The sequence below is a fragment of the Craterilacuibacter sp. RT1T genome, from assembly GCF_023502145.1.
GTDB lineage: Bacteria > Pseudomonadota > Gammaproteobacteria > Burkholderiales > Chromobacteriaceae > Craterilacuibacter.
Genome location: NZ_JAMFLI010000005.1, coordinates 152583 through 168775, shown reverse-complemented (window position 1 = coordinate 168775; position 16193 = coordinate 152583). Strand labels below are relative to the sequence as shown.

At 61.5% G+C, this 16193-nt stretch carries 15 protein-coding genes; 13 read left to right on the top strand and 2 right to left on the bottom strand.

Going from position 1 to position 16193, the window contains the following annotated elements; translation table 11 throughout:
- Window positions 1-96 precede the first annotated feature (96 nt).
- The 3 genes from M3P88_RS10030 to astB are packed head-to-tail and all read left to right on the top strand — an operon-like array spanning window position 97 to window position 3507.
- A complete protein-coding gene (locus M3P88_RS10030) occupies window positions 97-1134 on the top strand; it encodes an arginine N-succinyltransferase (protein WP_249615909.1) in 1038 nt (345 codons plus the stop codon).
- Entirely contained in the window at window positions 1134-2126 is a 993-nt protein-coding gene (locus M3P88_RS10025) for an arginine N-succinyltransferase (RefSeq protein ID WP_249615908.1), read from the top strand. Before M3P88_RS10030 ends, M3P88_RS10025 begins: the two co-directional genes overlap by 1 nt.
- Before the next feature lie 37 nt (window positions 2127-2163).
- On the top strand, window positions 2164-3507 hold the full coding sequence (gene astB, locus M3P88_RS10020; protein WP_249615907.1) for an N-succinylarginine dihydrolase: 1344 nt from the start codon (window positions 2164-2166) through the stop codon (window positions 3505-3507).
- Window positions 3508-3958: 451 nt separating this feature from the next.
- Here astB and M3P88_RS10015 read toward each other — a convergent pair whose 3' ends face one another.
- Window positions 3959-6244 (bottom strand): autotransporter domain-containing protein, encoded by a 2286-nt coding sequence (locus M3P88_RS10015; RefSeq protein ID WP_249615906.1) that lies wholly within the window; start codon window positions 6242-6244, stop codon window positions 3959-3961.
- A 124-nt stretch (window positions 6245-6368) separates the two neighbouring features.
- On the opposite strand from M3P88_RS10015, the gene flgA reads away from it, so the two are divergent.
- From flgA to dcuC, 7 genes are all read left to right on the top strand, one after another.
- The gene (gene flgA / locus M3P88_RS10010; protein ID WP_249615905.1) at window positions 6369-7046 is read left to right on the top strand and encodes a flagellar basal body P-ring formation chaperone FlgA; all 678 of its coding nucleotides are present in this window, start codon (window positions 6369-6371) and stop codon (window positions 7044-7046) included.
- Window positions 7047-7113: 67 nt separating this feature from the next.
- Entirely contained in the window at window positions 7114-7413 is a 300-nt protein-coding gene (flgM, locus tag M3P88_RS10005; RefSeq protein ID WP_249615904.1) for a flagellar biosynthesis anti-sigma factor FlgM, read from the top strand.
- Between the two features lie 10 nt (window positions 7414-7423).
- Entirely contained in the window at window positions 7424-7885 is a 462-nt protein-coding gene (locus tag M3P88_RS10000; RefSeq protein ID WP_249615903.1) for a flagella synthesis protein FlgN, read from the top strand.
- An 82-nt stretch (window positions 7886-7967) separates the two neighbouring features.
- A complete protein-coding gene (locus M3P88_RS09995) occupies window positions 7968-8888 on the top strand; it encodes a CobD/CbiB family protein (protein WP_160798287.1) in 921 nt (306 codons plus the stop codon).
- A 109-nt stretch (window positions 8889-8997) separates the two neighbouring features.
- Complete coding sequence (locus tag M3P88_RS09990) at window positions 8998-10521, top strand: DEAD/DEAH box helicase (RefSeq protein WP_249615902.1); 1524 nt, start codon at window positions 8998-9000, stop codon at window positions 10519-10521.
- Between the two features lie 72 nt (window positions 10522-10593).
- Window positions 10594-11115 carry a GNAT family N-acetyltransferase gene (locus tag M3P88_RS09985; protein WP_249615901.1) on the top strand — a complete coding sequence of 174 codons (522 nt, stop codon included), beginning with the start codon at window positions 10594-10596 and terminating at the stop codon, window positions 11113-11115.
- Between the two features lie 101 nt (window positions 11116-11216).
- Window positions 11217-12593, top strand: a complete 1377-nt coding sequence (gene dcuC, locus M3P88_RS09980) for a C4-dicarboxylate transporter DcuC (protein ID WP_249615900.1) — start codon at window positions 11217-11219, stop codon at window positions 12591-12593.
- Between the two features lie 70 nt (window positions 12594-12663).
- Here dcuC and M3P88_RS09975 read toward each other — a convergent pair whose 3' ends face one another.
- Complete coding sequence (locus M3P88_RS09975) at window positions 12664-13005, bottom strand: DUF2322 family protein (RefSeq protein WP_249615899.1); 342 nt, start codon at window positions 13003-13005, stop codon at window positions 12664-12666.
- A 63-nt stretch (window positions 13006-13068) separates the two neighbouring features.
- On the opposite strand from M3P88_RS09975, the gene M3P88_RS09970 reads away from it, so the two are divergent.
- The 3 genes from M3P88_RS09970 to M3P88_RS09960 are packed head-to-tail and all read left to right on the top strand — an operon-like array spanning window position 13069 to window position 16023.
- Window positions 13069-14136 (top strand): efflux RND transporter periplasmic adaptor subunit, encoded by a 1068-nt coding sequence (locus tag M3P88_RS09970; protein ID WP_249615898.1) that lies wholly within the window; start codon window positions 13069-13071, stop codon window positions 14134-14136.
- Window positions 14136-15350, top strand: a complete 1215-nt coding sequence (locus M3P88_RS09965; protein ID WP_249615897.1) for an ABC transporter permease — start codon at window positions 14136-14138, stop codon at window positions 15348-15350. Before M3P88_RS09970 ends, M3P88_RS09965 begins: the two co-directional genes overlap by 1 nt.
- Window positions 15343-16023: an ABC transporter ATP-binding protein gene (locus M3P88_RS09960; RefSeq protein ID WP_249615896.1), complete on the top strand. Its 681-nt coding sequence runs from the start codon at window positions 15343-15345 to the stop codon at window positions 16021-16023. The genes M3P88_RS09965 and M3P88_RS09960 overlap by 8 nt, the downstream gene beginning before the upstream one ends.
- Window positions 16024-16193: the final 170 nt, after the last annotated feature.

Below are 16193 nucleotides of genomic sequence, written 5' to 3'. Positions count from 1 at the left end.
CAAGCTGTCGCCAGCGGACAATTGTTGGCTGCTTTGCTGATTTAGAATCGTAGATATCCCACCGGGCTGAAGCGGCCTGTTTTAGCGAGATTGATCATGTTTGTGCTACGCCCCGCCTGTGTACATGATTTGCCGGCAATCGAGCGGCTGGCTGCGGCCAGTCCGGTTGGCGTGACCTCTTTGCCGGCGGACCGGCAGGTTTTGCTGGCGCGCATCCTGGCCAGCGAAAACTCGCTGGCCGCCGAGGTGGGCTTTCGCGGTGAAGAGCGTTATTTCTTCGTGCTGGAGGATGGCCAAAGCGGTGAGTTGGCCGGGGTGTGCGGGCTGAATGCGGTTGCCGGCTTTAACGAGCCTTTTTACAGTTTCCGCAATGAGTCGCTGGTGCATGCCTCCAGCGAGCTGGGCATCGTCAATCACATTCATGTCCTGTCCCTGTGTCACGACCTGACCGCACACTCGCTGATGGTGTCTTTTTATATCCGCCCGGATCTGGCCGGCACCGCCGAGTCCGAACTGCTGTCGCGTGCGCGCTTATTGTTTGCCGCCAATTGGCCGGCACGTTTTGCCGACACCGTGGTGTCCGCCATGCTGGGGGTGTGGGATCAGGAACAAGGCTCGCCGTTCTGGGACTCGGTCGGTCGCGTTTACTTCGGGCTGGACTACCACGAAGCCGAGGCGCTGTGCGGCGCGCGCGGGCGCAAGTTTCTGGGCGAGTTGATGCCGCAGCAGCCGGTCTATGTACCGCTGTTGTCGGATGAGGCACAAGCGGTGATGGGGGAGGTGGGGGATGACTCTTTGCTGCCTTACGACATCCTGTCGCGTGAAGGCTTCGAGACTGAAAACTATATCGATATTTTCGATGGCGGGCCTATTTTGCTTGGCCGCCTCTCTGCGCTCTATACCGTGGCCGCCAGTTGCGTATTAGCGGTAGAAGTTGTGCCGCTTGTCGGTGACGGAGAGTTGTTTTTGCTTGCCAACCAGCGTTTGCAGGGGTTTCGGGCTCTCGTGGCGCCGGGCGTGCTTGTCGCTGGCGGCTTGCAACTGGATAGCGAGGCGGCAGCGGCGCTGGGCGTGCGCACCGGCGAGTGCGTGCGTGCGGTGCCCCTGTGGCAGACACCTGAAAGGAGCGCCTGATGCGGGTACGTTCTATTCGCCGCGAGGATTTGCCCGCGCTGATGGCGCTGGCTAGCAATTGCGGGATCGGTCTGACCACGTTGCCGCACCATGAGGAGGTGCTCGCGCGCCGTATCGAAGCATCGCTGAGCTCGGGACCTGCCTCAGAAGATCGCAGCTGGCTGTTTGTGCTGGAGCAAGCGGGCGAGTTGATCGGTGTGTCGGGGCTGGAGGGGGCGATTGGCCTGAAGGAGCCCAGCTATTACTACCGCCAGGGGCTGACCGTGCGCATGGCGCGTGAGGCCGGCATCGCGCGGCGCCTGGCTACGCTGACGCTGGGCAATGATCTGACGGGGGCCAGTGCCCTGTGTACGCTGTTTCTGGCGCCAGCATGGCGCTCCATGGGGCGTGGCGCCTTGCTGTCGCGCTCCCGGTTGATGTTTATTGCCGACTTTCCCGAGCTTTTTGCTGCGCAGCTGACGGCCGAAATTCGTGGCATCAACGATGAAAGCGGGGTCTCGCCGTTCTGGAATGGTTTGGGGCGGCAGTTTTTCCGGGTCGAGTTTGCCCGTGCCGATTATTTGCGCGGCACCGGAGCTTGTGCCGCCATTGCGGCGCTGATGCCGCAGCAGACACTGTTTACCGATATGTTGCCGCCCGCCGCCCGTGCGGCAATCGGGCAGGTTCATCCCGACTCGATGGGGGCGGTACGCCTGCTGAACGAGGAAGGCCTGCATGCCAGCGGTTACATCGACCTGTTCGATGGCGGGCCGGTTTTGCGCGGGGACATAGCGCAGCTGCGGACGGTCAGCCAGAGCCAGGTGCTGGCGCTGTGCGTGGGCGAGGTTCGTAGCGGCACGCGTTTTATGTTGTCCAACCGGCGCGCAGAGGATTTTGTCGTACTGGTCGCCGATGCCGAGCGGGTGGATGGGGCGCTGCGTATCAGCGCCGCCACGCTGGCGAAATTACAGCTGGACGCGCACGACAGCGTGCGCGCACTGGCATTGAACTGACCCGCGAGCGGTCACGTTGACAAGAAAGTGAAGAACCATGCAAGCATTTGAAGCCAATTTTGACGGGCTGGTCGGCCCGACCCACAACTATGCCGGCCTGTCGCATGGCAATGTGGCCTCAACCCGTAATGGCAGCGCCGTTTCCAATCCGCGCCTGGCCGCACAGCAGGGGCTGGCCAAGATGAAGGCGCTGGCCGACCTGGGCTTCAAACAGGGCGTACTGGCTCCACACGAGCGCCCGGATGTGGCCAGCTTGCGCCGCCTGGGCTTTGCCGGCAGCGATGCCGAGGTGATTGCACAAGCCGGCAAAGAGGCTCCGGCCATTCTGGCAGCGGTGTGTTCGGCTTCGCCGATGTGGACTGCCAACGCTGCGACCGTCAGCCCTTCGGGCGACACTGTGGACCGGCGCGTGCATTTCACCCCGGCCAACCTTAATAACAAGTTTCACCGCGCCATCGAGCATCCGGTCACCGGCCGAATCTTAGGCGCGATGTTTGCCGACGAGGCACACTTTGCCCATCATCCGGCCTTGCCGGCGCAGATGCATTTCGGTGATGAAGGCGCGGCCAATCACACCCGCTTCTGTCGCGACTATGGCGCTGCCGGGGTGGAATTTTTTGTCTACGGTCAGGCGGCGTTTGATGCCAGTCGCCCCAAACCTGAGCGTTTTCCTGCCCGCCAGACGCGGGAAGCCTGCCAGGCGGTCGCCCGCCTGCATGGCTTGTCGGAGGCGCGCGTGGTGTATGCACAGCAGCTCCCCGCTACCATCGATGCCGGCGTGTTCCACAATGATGTGATTGCGGTCGGTAATGGCGAAGTGCTGTTCCATCATGAGCACGCTTTTCTCGATCAGGCACAGGTCTTGGCCGAACTGTCGGACAAGCTCTCGGCGCTGGGTGGGCGCTTCCAGTCGATCGAGGTGCCGGACAGCGAGGTCAGCGTGGCCGAAGCGGTGAAGTCCTATCTGTTTAACAGCCAGCTGCTGACCCGCGCCGACGGGCGCATGATTCTGGTGGTGCCGCAGGAGTGCCAGAACACGCCACGGGTATGGGCGTACCTGGAAAAGCTGCTGGCGAGCGATGGCGTGATTGCCGAACTCAAGGTTTTCGATCTTAAGCAGTCGATGCAAAACGGCGGCGGCCCGGCCTGCCTGCGCTTGCGCGTGGCGCTGACCGAGGCCGAAGTGGCGGCGGTCAACCCCAAGGTGTGGATGAACGACAGTCTGTTTGCCACGTTGAATGACTGGGTGGCGCGCCATTACCGCGACCGCCTGAGCGCCGCCGATCTGGCCGACCCGACCCTCCTGATCGAGTGCCGTACGGCGCTGGACGAGTTGTCGGTCATTCTGGGCCTGGGGGCGGTGTACCCGTTCCAGCGTTAAGTTGGATGCACGGAAAACAAAACGGCCTGCAGGCAAACGCTGCAGGCCGTTTTTTTTAGGTTATATCCCCGTTCCGGGCTGGCACAGATAGGTTTTGTGTCCGCTGCGCGGACGCATTTTTGCTTGCCACTTCCGCGCGGCATGCGGGCAGGGGCCGGACGCGCCCGGCCCCTTGCATCCCCGGCGCCCTCGAAGTCTCGCGAAACCCCAGCGTAAAATCCGCTAACGAGGCGCTGGCCAACTCGCGATTCGCTACCGTCGAATCGCTCAAACAGAGGCCAGCTTAAAACCTCGTTCGCCGCTTTTGCGCTGGCGCGAGCCTAACGGGGATGGATGGCTGGCGCATGAATAGGATGTATCGCATACGATAACGCACGGTTTTTAATATGAATGTCGCCAAACCAAACGGCCTGCAGGCAAACGCTGCAGGCCGTTTTTGTTGGCACCCGGCTTAGAAATTCATGTTCAGGCCGATATTGCCGCCCCAGCTATTGCCGTCATCGCGTCCTGCCGTGCCGTTGGCCTGCACGAAAGCGGTGAGGTCTTTCGCCAGCGCCACGCTGACGCCGGCTGACAGATCGGTCCAGTTTTTGGCGAGCGCCAGACTCTGGGTGACAAAATTGCCGGAGGTGGTGAGCAGACCCGCCTCGATATCACGGGCGTCGCCCTTGAACTCGTGGTTGTAGCTGACGCTGGCGTAAGGCGTGGCCCGACCCAGTGGTGCCGAGATGCCCCAGCCTATGCTGCCGACCAGTGACTTGATCTTCTGTTCACCAAAGCGCATGGCGCTGAAATCCAGCTTGTCTTCGATTAGCGCGCCGACTTTGATGTGCTCGTAGCGCAAGCCGGCTTGCGGGCCGGTATTGACCGCACCCAGCTGCATGCGGTAGCCGCCTTCCACTGCCAGCCCCATCTGGATGGCGCGGGTCGAGCCGGTTTGCGTGGCCTGATAGACCGGCCCCAGTTTGATATTGCGCTTGGTGTCGATGTCGGTGTTGCCGAGGAAGACGTCGCCATCCAGCCATAGCGGGCCACGGCGTAAATTGGCCAGTGCCGACAGTGAACGGTAGTCGCCGTCGTAGCTGCCGATGGCGCCGATATCGGACTTCACCTTGCCGCCGCTAAAGGCCACACCCAGTGCAAGCTCAGGCGTGGCCTGATAATCAAAGCCCAGCGTGGCGATGGCTTCGGGCTTGATTTCACCCTCGGCAATATTGTCACGACCGAAGCCGGCGCTGGCCAGCGCGCCCACCGTGCCGACGGCGCGTGGTGCCGCATCCAGCGCACGGGCGTGTGCCGACAGCGTCTCGCGTACGGTGCGTCGTGCCGACAGCGGCACCTGACCCAGTGCATCGGCCAGCGCCGGGGCCTGCACGATGGTGGCGAAGTAGTCGCCGATCACCTGATGGGTCAGCGGGGAAGGATGACGGTCATCGGCGAACAGATAGGTCAAAGCCGGTGCTGCATCGCGCGCTTTGGGATTGCTGCTACAGGTCAGTGAAGAGTTGGCGCACTGGCTGCCGGTGACGTTGTCGACGCCGAAAGCCTTGGGGTTGGCTAGTGCTGCGGCAAACAGGCCGGCGACATCGGGGCGGATGACATTGGCGCCGCTGGCTGCGATGCCGGTATCGACCGACATATTGAATAGCTGGGTCAGCTGGTTAAGCTGGGTCTGGGCGGTGGCGTAGCCTTCTGTTAGTTGCTGCTGAGCCGTTTGTGTTGCCGCGGGTAGATTGGCGGTAATAGCGCCGGGGAGCAGAGTATTGACTTGTGTGGCTAGGCTGGCTTTGAGTGTGGCTGCGATTTGCGCCTTAATAACATCTTCCGGCGTACCTGCCGGCATGGCAGCCGTTACCTGCTTTGTGATTTCTTTGGTGACGTCTTCTGTGACTTTCTTGGCAATACCTGCCTTGGCCAACGCCGGTGCCAGTTGTGCCAGTACGGCATCGGTCACTGCTTTCTGAGCGGCCGCGTTTGGTGTGGCGCTGGCGCTGAGTCCTTGTTTGGCAGCAGCCTCCAACTGTTTGTAAAAGCCGACGACCTGAGCATCCTGCTGGGACTCGGGAATATCGCTGCGGTAGCCGGTGGCGGTTTGCAGTACGGCGAGCAAGGCTGCCGGGGTATTGCCGAAAGCGGGCAGGTTGGGTGCCATCATCAGCTTGGCACCGGCGGCCTTGAGTGTGCCCAGTTGCCTTGCCAGCGATGTAGCCGAGCCGGCGATGCTCGCTTGTGCGGCTGCACTGCCTTGCGCAGCGCCGATGGCAGCGGCAACCGGGATGTCATTGCCGCCCGACCATACAAAGTAGAGTGCATTCGGGTTGGCTGGTTTGCTTTTTAAGGTGTCGGTATAGGCTTTAACTTGATCTGGTAAATCTTGTAGCGAGACATTGTACTGTTTTGCCCGTTCTTCATCGCTGATGGGCGAGAAGGGGCCTGTGTTATTTGTTTCGGAGGACTGCGCACCGCCTTGGGCGTAGTTGTTGCCGCTCGGGTTGTAGCCGGTATTGGTGGCAGCTGATTTCAACCCTAGCGCAGCGGCCAGTACATCGGCGTGGTTGGGCGCGTTATCGGTGGTCCAGCGCGAACCGGTGGGTAAGCCACCGATGCCGCTATAGGCACCGCCATCCGTCAGGCTGTCGCCGAAGAACCAGATGCCATTGATCGCCCCTGCTTGTGCTGCGCCCAAGCTCAGTGCCAGCGTGACGGCGCAGGCGGTTTTTTTTAGTTGTACTTGCATGTGTGATCCCCTCTATTATTTTTTGATGCAGATCAAATGTTCTGCATTGAGCAAATATCCTAAAGTCGTAGGCATTAGGTCAAACGTTTGTCGGCTTATCGGTTGTTGCAGGTACAATGGCGCCATGTTTCGACGTATTTTTGCGACAATTCTTTTTTTGCTGGGTGTAGCGCCGGCGTGGGCTAATGGCGGTCAGGATCTGGCGCGGCTGCAGCTTGAGGCGCAGCGTTTTGTCGACCAGCAAAGCGCCAGCGGGCGTGGCCCGGTGCGTGATGTTTCGCCGCCGGATGCGCGCCTGTTTCTGCCGGCCTGCCCCGATCTGGCCGTTGCCTGGCCTGCCGGCGTGCCGGCCGAATCGGTGGCGGTGCGCTGCCCGGTCTTGGGCTGGAGCATTGCCCTGCCGCTAAAGGCGCGCGGTGTAGCCAGCGTGTATGTGGCGGCCAGCCTGATTGCTGCCGGGCAAACGGTGGGTATCGGTGATATCCGTCTGGCGGCGGTGGCCAACCCGGCATTGGCGCGACAAGGTGTCAGCGATAGCCGCCAACTTGTCGGACGTGCGGCGCGTACCCAGATTCCGCCGGGGGCGGTGATCCGGGTGACCGCCTTGCGTGCGCCTTTTGTGGTGCGGATGCGCCAGACGGTGCGTGCCATGGTGAGCCAGGACGGGCTCAGGGTCTCGGCCGAAGGTGTGGCCAATAATAATGCCGCCGCCGGCGAGCCGGTCAGGGTGCGTATGCCTGGTGGCCGGGTGGTGAGCGGCATCGCCGAAGCCGATGGCAGTGTACGCGTGGAAATGCAGTAAAAAAGCTTCAAGAAATGGCGCAAGCTGCCGATATTGAACCCATAGCCCGTAGTAGCAAGGATGCAGTATGAAAATCGACTCCTCAAGCAAGGCGCTGGCCGCTTACGCGAGCCAGCCGCGCGCGCTTAAGCGCGATGCCGGGGCACCTGAGGCCAAGACTCAGGCCGCAGGCGAAAATGTCGCCATCAATCCGCTGGCCAGCCGTATGCAGGCTGCGGAAAAAGCCGCGCAATCCGAGCCGGCATTTGATGCGGCCAAGGTGGATGCGATCCGTCATGCGATTGCCTCCGGCCAGTATCAGGTCAAGCCCGAAGCGATTGCCGACAGTCTGATCAGCTCGGCGCGCGAATTGCTGGGCCGTGCCTAAACCAACGATGATGAATAGCCCCGAATTTGTTGCCAGTTGTCAGGCCGAACTATCGCTGATGCAGCAGTTGTCGGCCTTGCTGGCCGAAGAACAGCGCGCCTTGCTGGCGCTGGATGGCCATGCCTTGCAGCGGCTGGCGATGCAAAAAGAAGCGTCGCTGAGCGAACTGGCAGCCTTGGCCGCACCGCGTTTATCCATGCAGCGCGCTGCCGCTCTGGATACACCCGAGGCACTCAATGGCTGGCTCGCGCACGATGAGTCTGCCCGCTCGGCCTGGCTTGCGCTGGAGGGCGAACTTGCCCGTGCCCGCGTCTACAACGACATGAATGCCACACTGGCTGGCGAACGCGGCCTGATGGCCGAGGCGCTGCTGGATACCTTGTCCAGCGCGGTGCGTCAGGCCGAAGGCTATGGCCGCAAAGGCATGGTGCCTGCCACCTTGTCCGGCTCGCGCTCTTTGGGTTCGGCCTGAATCTGCCTCGCATGCCACGGCGCTGCCGCTTTGTGGTATCTTCTAGTCGCGTCTAGAACCCTCAACCACTCGCCTTGAACTCATGATTCTGCTTTCCTTGATTGCTGCGCTGGCTCTGGAGCAGATCCGGCCCTTGGGTAACCGAAACAGGGTGTGGCTGCTGTTTATCCGCTATGCCAACCACCTCGAGCGCAATTTCAATGCCGGCTCCGAACGCCATGGCGTCGTTGCCTGGCTGGTGGCGATTTTGCCGCCGGTGCTGTTGTCGCTGGCGATCTACTATGGCCTGTATGCGCTGAACCCGGCGCTGGCGCTGGCGTGGAATGTGCTGGTGCTGTATCTGACCATGGGCTTTCGCCATTTTTCCAGTGCGTTTTCCGAGATTTCGCTGGCCTTGTCCGAAGGGCGCGACCACGATGCCCGGCTGGCTTTGTCCGGCTGGATAGGTCAGCCGACCTCGGATATGTCGGTGAATGAGGTGTCGCGCCTGGCGATAGAGCAGGGCGTACTCGACAGTTACCGCCATGTGTTCGGCACCATGTTCTGGTTTGTGCTGTTGCCGGGCCCTAGCGGTGCCTTGCTGTACCGGCTCTCGGCGATGCTGACCCAGAAGTGGGGCGAGCGCAATTTCGATGAAGATCCGTTCGGCCGTTTTGCCGCCCGTTTTGGCCTGTGGCTGGACTGGCTGCCGGCGCGTCTGGCGGCGGCCAGCTTTGCCGTGATGGGCAATTTCGAAGATGCGATTTACTGCTGGCGCTCGCAAGCTCGCACCTGGGGCAACTATACGGCAGGCATTTTGCTTGCTTCTGCCGCCGGTGCCATCGGTGTGCGTCTGGGCGATCCGCTCAGACAGGACTATTTGCTGAAGATCCGCCCGGAATTGGGCACCGGAGACGAAGCCGATCCGCAGTATCTGAAAAGCGCGGTGGGCTTGATCTGGCGTGCCGTATTGCTGTGGCTGGCCTTGTTGCTGCTGCTGACTATTGCCGGCTTGTTTGCCTGACGCGAAAGCGGGATGTCCCGCTGACTGACGCCGCCCCATAGGGAGCGGCGTTGCTGTTTTCTGATTATTCATTGCGGCCTTGCCATGGGCGGGGCTGCCGGAGCTGAACATGACATTTGCCGAGCTTGGCCTCTCGCCGGAAATCCAGAGGGCCATCGACGAGCTGGGCTATACCGAGCCCACGCCGATTCAGGCCAAGGCCATTCCGCTGGTAATGAGCGGATGTGACCTGATGGCTGCCGCCCAGACCGGTACCGGCAAGACTGCCGCTTTTGTGTTGCCCTTGCTGGAGCGCCTGAAAAAATTCGCCAGCTCCAGTGCGTCGCCAGCCATGCACCCGGTGCGCGCGCTGATTCTGACGCCGACACGCGAGTTGGCCGACCAAGTGGGCGAGAATGCGCGCCTGTATACCAAGTATCTGCCGCTGCGTACCACGACGGTTTACGGCGGCATCAATATGGACCCGCAAGTCGCCGAGTTGCGTCGTGGCGTGGAAATCCTGATCGCGACGCCGGGTCGCCTGCTGGACCATGTCGGCCAGAAAACGGTGATGCTGAACCGCGTCGACGTGCTGGTGCTGGACGAAGCCGACCGCATGCTGGACATGGGCTTTATCCAGGATATCCGCAAGATCCTCGCGCTATTGCCCAAAGAGCGCCAGACCATGTTGTTCTCGGCCACCTTCTCGCCCGAGATCAAGCGCCTGGCTGCCGACTTTATGAAGAGCCCGCAGACCATTGAGGTGGCGCGCCAGAACTCGACCAATGAAGACGTCGAGCAGCTGGTGTATCAGGTCGACAGCTACCGCAAGCGCCATCTGCTGTCCTATCTGATTCGCGAGCGCCAGATGGGGCAGGCTATCGTGTTCTGCCGTACCAAGATTTCGGCCGATCAGCTGGCGCGTGATTTGAAGCGTGACGGTCATGCCGCCGAAGCCATTCATGGCGACAAGGCGCAAAGCGCACGCCAGGAAACGCTGAACCAGTTCAAGGCCGGCGAAGTCAAGGTACTGGTGGCGACGGATGTGGCGGCACGCGGTCTGGACATCAACGAGTTGCCTTATGTGGTCAACTACGAGATGCCGAATGCGCCGGAGGATTATGTACACCGTATCGGCCGTACCGGCCGTGCCGGCGCCAGCGGTGTCGCCATCACCTTTATGGCGCAGGGCGAAGAGCGCCAGCTTGAAGGCATCGAGAAGCTGACGCGGCAGAAGTTTACCCCCAAGACGGTGGAGGGCTTCCAGCCTTCGTGGCTGCAGGCGCAAACCCTGGCCAAGCCAGCGGCCCATCATACCGATGCGCCGCGTGCGCCCGAGCGTCGTCCGCTGGAACGCAAGCCGCAGGAAAGCCGTCCGGCCGAAGCCCGTGCCGGCCAGCGTCCCGAGCGCAAGGAAGTGGTGCGCCGCAGCGAGCGTCACGAACGCGCGGACCGCAACGACCGCAGCAGCGACCGTACCGAGTTCACCGCGCGCAAGCTGGTGCGTCTGGTTCATCCGCCGCGTCAGGAGGTGTTTGACGAGGCCGACTACGCCGGCCAGCCGGATTCGCCGCGTATTGCCGGACGCAACGACCGCAAGCCGCACGCCAAGCGCGAAGTGCCGGCACTGTTGCTGCCACCGCGTTACAAATAAGCTTGTTGCCCTTGCTCGCGCCGCCTTCGGGCGGCGTTTGCATTGGTGCTTTTCCATTTTGAGAGTAAAGCCATGTTCCTGCTGGAAACCCCCCATTTGCGACTGACCGAGCTTGGCGCGAGCGATGCCGGCTTTTTGGTCGAATTATTGAATAGCCCGACTTTTTTGCAGCATATCGGGGACAAAAAAGTGCGTAGCGTAGACGACGCCTTGCGCTATCTGGCCGAAGGGCCGGCGGCGAGCTATGCCTTGCATGGCTATGGCCTATGGCGCGTAGCTTTGAAAAAGGACGATACGGCAATCGGCATTTGCGGTCTGGTCCGGCGCGATGTGTTGCCGGCACCGGATATCGGTTTTGCCCTGCTGCCGGCTTATGCCGGGCAAGGTTATGGTTATGAAGCCGCGCGCGCCTGTCGCGACCATGCTTTCGAGGTGCTGGGCTTGCCGCGCGTGCTGGGCATCACCGATGATGCCAACCTCGCATCAAAAGCCCTGCTGGAAAAACTGGGTCTGAGTTTTACCCATTATGCGGCGCTGTATGAAGGCGAGCCGCCCTTGCGCGTCTATGCGCTGGCGCAACCCAAGGTGGCGTGAGGCGAGGCCAGAGGCGCGGCTGCGGCTTAAGCCTGTATTGATTGGCCGCAAACCTTTATAATCAGTATTTTATTAAATTCTGATTATTTAGGGAGCCACTGGTGGAATTACTGTTTGTACTCCTCGTGCTGGGTCTGGTGATCTACGCCATCATCAAGGACTACAACCCGCAGGCAGTGCTGGCGCTGGCCGGTATGGCCATCTTTGCCGTGGCTTACTGGATGGGGATACACCCCATCCTGGCCGCGGATAAAAGCACCGGTTTTGCCCTGTTTGACCTGTTCGAGGTCTTTAACGGCATCTTCTCCAAGCGTGCGGCCGGTCTGGGCCTGACCATTATGGCGGTCGCCGGTTTTGCGACTTATATGTCGCATATCGGTGCTTCGCAGGCGCTGGTGAAGGTCGCGGTCAAGCCGGTGGCGAATATCAAGTCCAGCTATCTGATGCTGGTCATCTGCTATCTGGTCGGCGTATTCGTGTCGCTATTCGTCAGTTCGGCCACCGGTCTGGGCTTGCTGCTGATGGTGACCATGTATCCGATTATGCGCAATCTGGGTATCAGCCCGGCTTCGGCCTGTGGCGTGATCGTGACCACGCAGGCATTCGAGATCGGGCCCACCCAGGCCAATGCGATCTTCGCTGCCGGCCAGTCCCTGCTGGATCCGACCACCTACTTTGTCGACTACCAGATCTGGCTGATTGTGCCGATGCTGATCGTGACCACGCTGCTGCACTTCTTCTGGCAGCGCCATTGCGACCGCAAAGCCGGTTACGATCCGCAGGAGCACCGTGGTGAACATGCAGAACTGGACGAGCAGGGTAGCGATGCCATTCAGGCCCCTTCCTGGTATGCGCTGTTGCCGGTGATTCCGTTTGCGCTGATGATGATCTTCTCCAAGCTGGTGATTAACGACATCAAGGTCAGCGTGGAAGTCAGCATGCTGCTGACCGTGTTTATCGGTATGGCGTGTGAACTGGTGCGTACCCGCTCCATCCGCACATCGTTTGCCGGCTTGTCCAGCTTCCTGGATGGCATGGGCAAAGTGTTCGGCCCGGTGGTGGCGCTGATTGTCTGCGCCGAGCTGTTTGCCGAATCGCTCAAGGCCATTGGCGCGATTTCCGCCCTGTTGCACTCGGCGGATGGCGCCGGTCTGGGTAGCGGATTTATGACGCTGGTGCTGGTGGCGCTGATTATGGGTGCCGCTGTGGTGATGGGCTCGGGTAACGCTTCCTTCCTCAGCTTCGCTACGCTGGCGCCGGAAGTGGCGACCAAGTTCGGCGTGCCTGCGGTGACCATGTTGCTGCCTATGCAGCTGGCCTCCAGTATCGGCCGTTCGGTGTCGCCGATTGCGGCGGTGGTGATTGCCTGTGCCGGCATTGCCAAGATTTCGCCATTTGAAATCATCAAGCGTACCAGTGTGCCGATGGGCGGGGCGCTGCTGACCGCGCTGTCGCTGAACTACGCCTTCTTTATGTAAGTGAACAAGCCGCATCGCTTGCGGCTTCAGGCTCAAGCCGCCCACCTTTGAACGGTGGGCGGCTTTTTGCTTATGGGGCGGTGGGTGTGATTGGCAGCAGCATCACATCCAGCGGGCCTTGTTTGCCTTGCACTACGGCAAACAGGCGGTCGATATTCGGGTGTTTGCCGGGGTTGGCTGCAGCATCGGTGCCGTGTTCGGCATAGAGCGCAATACCGGCTTGTGCCGCTTCGCTATTCAGTACGCCAAAGCGTGCGGCCAGTGCCGCGTAGACCCGTACCGAGCCGGCAGTGCCCGGTTGGTTGAGCAAGGTGGCAACGGTATGGCCTGTGCTATCCAGCAAGTTCAACCCGGCCAGATGGCTCACTTCGGGCAAAGAGGCAAGATTCTCGGTAAAGGTCGCGCGACTCATGGCAGTGTGGATCCGTGCTCTGTGGTAAAAAGAAGTCATCATTCTAAGCGCATATGGATCGCCATGTTGCCACGCTTCCGTTTTTTGTTTGTTGTCGTGCTGATCGCCCTCGGGGTGGCCTGGTGGTGGCTGCCGCGTCTGCTGTATGGGCCTGAAGTTGCCGTACTCAGGCTTGAACCCCATCCGCTGACGCAAACCATCGTCACCACCGGCCATGTCAGCAGTGCCGAGGAAAGCCGGCTGGGTGCCACCCTGACCGCACGCGTGCAGGCTACGCCGGTCGCCGAGGGTGCGGCGGTGGCGGCGGGCAGTGTGTTGCTGGTGCTGGAGTCGGACGAGGCGCAGGCGCAACTGGCGCAGGCGCAGGGTAATGTCAGGGAGGCCGATGCCACGCTGGCCGAAGCCGTACGCCAGTTTGGCCGTCAGCAAAGCCTGCTGGCACAGGGCTTTATCAGCCGCGCGGCGCTGGACGCCGAAGACAAAAAGGTCAGGCTGGCGCGTGCGCGCCTGACGGTCGCGCAAGGGCAACTGGCCGCGTCTGAAGCCCGGATTGCGCAATTGCTGATACGTGCTCCGGCCGCCGGGCGGCTGATCGCACGTGAAGTCGAGGTGGGTGATGTGGTCAGTGCCGGCAAGCCGGTGCTGAGTTTTGCCGCCGCCGGCAAGACCGAGATCCGGCTGGATGTGGATGAGCGTTATCTGGCCAGCCTGAAACCCGGGCAGCGCGCGCGCGTGGCGGCCGATGCTTATCCGGATGCGCCGTTTGATGCGCATCTTTCGCGCATTGCGCCGCAGGTGGATCTGGAGCGCGGCACGCTGGAAGCGATTTTGCAGCCGGTCAGCCTGCCGCCTTTTCTGACACACAATATGACCGTGTCGGCCGAGATCGTGGTCGGAGAACGGGCAAGTGCGTTAACCATCCCGGCGGCCGCCGTGAGCGAGCGCGCCGGCAAGTCTTGGGTGTGGCGTGTGGCCGATGGCAAGGCTGAGCAGGCCGCGGTGGTGACCGGCATGGTGGCCGATGGCATGGCCGAGGTGAAAAGCGGCCTGCAAGCCGGGGATCTGGTGGTCTTGCCCGGCGCGCCGCAGCTACAGGCTGGCGAGAAGGTACGCGCGAAGGAGCAAGGCTGATGGCCTTTATCTGGACGGTGGCCTGGCGCCTGATGCGGGAAGGGCGCTTCCAGACGGTGCTGATTTTGGCAGGCGTCACCATAGGCGTAGCGGTGGTGGTGTATATCACCGCCATCGTCAACGGCCTGCAGGGCAATATCATCGACAAGACGCTGTCGACTCAGGCGCATATCGTACTCAAGCCGCGCGAAGACGTGAACCGGCGCCTGCTTTCGCTACCCGAGGGCGAGGTGATGAGCGCGGTCGAAACGCGCACCCAGCGCGAAAACACCATAGAAAACTGGGCCGGCTCGCTCGCGGCGGTGCGCACCTTGCCCGAGGTGGAAGCCGCAGCAGTGATGGCCAGCGGCCCGGGCTTTGCGCTCAAGGGCGGGGTGAAAAAATCGGTGGTGCTGATGGGGGTGGAGCTGGAGGACTACCTCAAGATTGTCGCACTGGAGAGCAAGCTTAAGGCCGGCCGGCTGCGCCTGGATGCAGGCTCGGTGATGATAGGCTCGGAGCTTGCGCGCGAGCTGGGACTCAAGCCGGGCGACCGCTTGCGCCTGGTGGCCGCTACCGGCACGGCCGACAGTTTTCTGGTGACGGCGGTACTGGACTTCGGCCTGAAAGACTTGTCGCGGCGCTGGGTGCTGCTGCCGCTGCGGGGTGCGCAATCGCTCTTGGGCTACCGGCGTGACGTCAGCGAAATCTATATCAAGACTTTCGATCTGTTTCAGGCCAACACCATTGCCGATGTGGCCTCTGCCCGTACCGGTCTGGATGCCGACAGCTGGCAGGAAACCAATACCCAGCTGGTGACCGCACTGAGAAGCCAGAGCGCCTCCAGCAATATGATCAAGGTGTTCGTGACGCTGGCGGTGGCACTGGGCATTGCCAGTGTGCTGGTGGTGTCGGTGGTACAAAAGCAGCGCGAAATCGGCATTTTGCGCGCCATGGGTACGCCGGCCAGCCGCATTCGCGCCGTGTTTTTGCTGCAGGGCGCCATTTACGGGCTGGTCGGTTCGCTCGGCGGCTCGGCACTGGGCGCCTTGCTGGCCAAGGGCTTTACCCGGCTGGCGCTCAATAGCGATGGCACACCGCTGTTTCCGGTGGTGGTGACGCCATCGCTGTTTATCATTACCGCCGTCATCGCAACCCTGGCCGGCGTGCTGGCGGCGTGGGCTCCGGCGCGGCGCGCTGCGATGCTGGACCCGGTGGAGGCGATCCGTGGCTGAGGTCTTACAACTGAAAGACATTCGCCGCAGCTATGGCGGCGGCAGGGCACCGCTGGTCGAGGTGCTGCACGGCATTAATCTGGCCCTTGTCGAGGGCGAGTTTTCCGCGCTGACTGGCCCGTCCGGTTCGGGCAAGTCTACTTTGCTCAATATCATGGGCCTCTTGGAACAGCCAAGTTCAGGCGAACTGTTGATCGCCGGCGAAACGGCAGTGGGGCTGAGTGATGCCGCGCGTACCCGGTTACGCAATCTTTACCTTGGTTTTATCTTCCAGTTCCATCATCTGCTGCCGGCGTTTTCCGCCTTGGAGAATGTCATGATGCCGGTGTTTGCCGGCAAGGGCCGGGTAGGGCCGGATGACAAGGCCAGAGCCGCCATGCTGCTGGAGCGTGTCGGCCTGGCTGAACACAGCTATAAAATGCCGGTGCAACTGTCCGGCGGCCAGCAGCAGCGCGTCGCCATCGTACGCGCGCTGATGGCGCGCCCGCGTCTGGTGCTGGCCGATGAACCCACCGGCAACCTCGACACCCAGACCGCTGCCGACGCCTTTGCGCTGATGCGCGAAATCAACCGCGAAGACGGCGTCACCTTTCTCCTGGTCACCCACGACGCGCGGCTGGCGGACACCTGCGACCGGCAGATCCGGCTGGTGGATGGCATCCTGCTGCGCTGAGTTTCTCTACCTCTGTAGTGACTTCTTTCTCGGAATGTTAAATGCCTATTGGTTTTTAACGTTCCGATCACAATTCCCTTTGCGTTGAATAAATTCGGCCATTTTGCATGCTGATGTTTTGCCGCCTTGACTGGCGTGCTATCCAGCCCGTGGAAAGTCGCTTATTAAGC

Coding starts and splice junctions, on each gene's coding strand:
- M3P88_RS09995 (WP_160798287.1), top strand. CDS start 7,968: ATGATTCTGCTTTCCTTGATTGCTGCGCTGGCTCTGGAGCAGATCCGG.
- flgM (WP_249615904.1), top strand. CDS start 7,114: ATGAAAATCGACTCCTCAAGCAAGGCGCTGGCCGCTTACGCGAGCCAG.
- M3P88_RS10025 (WP_249615908.1), top strand. CDS start 1,134: ATGCGGGTACGTTCTATTCGCCGCGAGGATTTGCCCGCGCTGATGGCG.
- M3P88_RS10030 (WP_249615909.1), top strand. CDS start 97: ATGTTTGTGCTACGCCCCGCCTGTGTACATGATTTGCCGGCAATCGAG.
- M3P88_RS09970 (WP_249615898.1), top strand. CDS start 13,069: ATGTTGCCACGCTTCCGTTTTTTGTTTGTTGTCGTGCTGATCGCCCTC.
- M3P88_RS09975 (WP_249615899.1), bottom strand. CDS start 13,005: ATGAGTCGCGCGACCTTTACCGAGAATCTTGCCTCTTTGCCCGAAGTG.
- flgA (WP_249615905.1), top strand. CDS start 6,369: ATGTTTCGACGTATTTTTGCGACAATTCTTTTTTTGCTGGGTGTAGCG.
- M3P88_RS09965 (WP_249615897.1), top strand. CDS start 14,136: ATGGCCTTTATCTGGACGGTGGCCTGGCGCCTGATGCGGGAAGGGCGC.
- M3P88_RS09985 (WP_249615901.1), top strand. CDS start 10,594: ATGTTCCTGCTGGAAACCCCCCATTTGCGACTGACCGAGCTTGGCGCG.
- M3P88_RS10000 (WP_249615903.1), top strand. CDS start 7,424: ATGAATAGCCCCGAATTTGTTGCCAGTTGTCAGGCCGAACTATCGCTG.
- M3P88_RS10015 (WP_249615906.1), bottom strand. CDS start 6,244: ATGCAAGTACAACTAAAAAAAACCGCCTGCGCCGTCACGCTGGCACTG.
- M3P88_RS09990 (WP_249615902.1), top strand. CDS start 8,998: ATGACATTTGCCGAGCTTGGCCTCTCGCCGGAAATCCAGAGGGCCATC.
- astB (WP_249615907.1), top strand. CDS start 2,164: ATGCAAGCATTTGAAGCCAATTTTGACGGGCTGGTCGGCCCGACCCAC.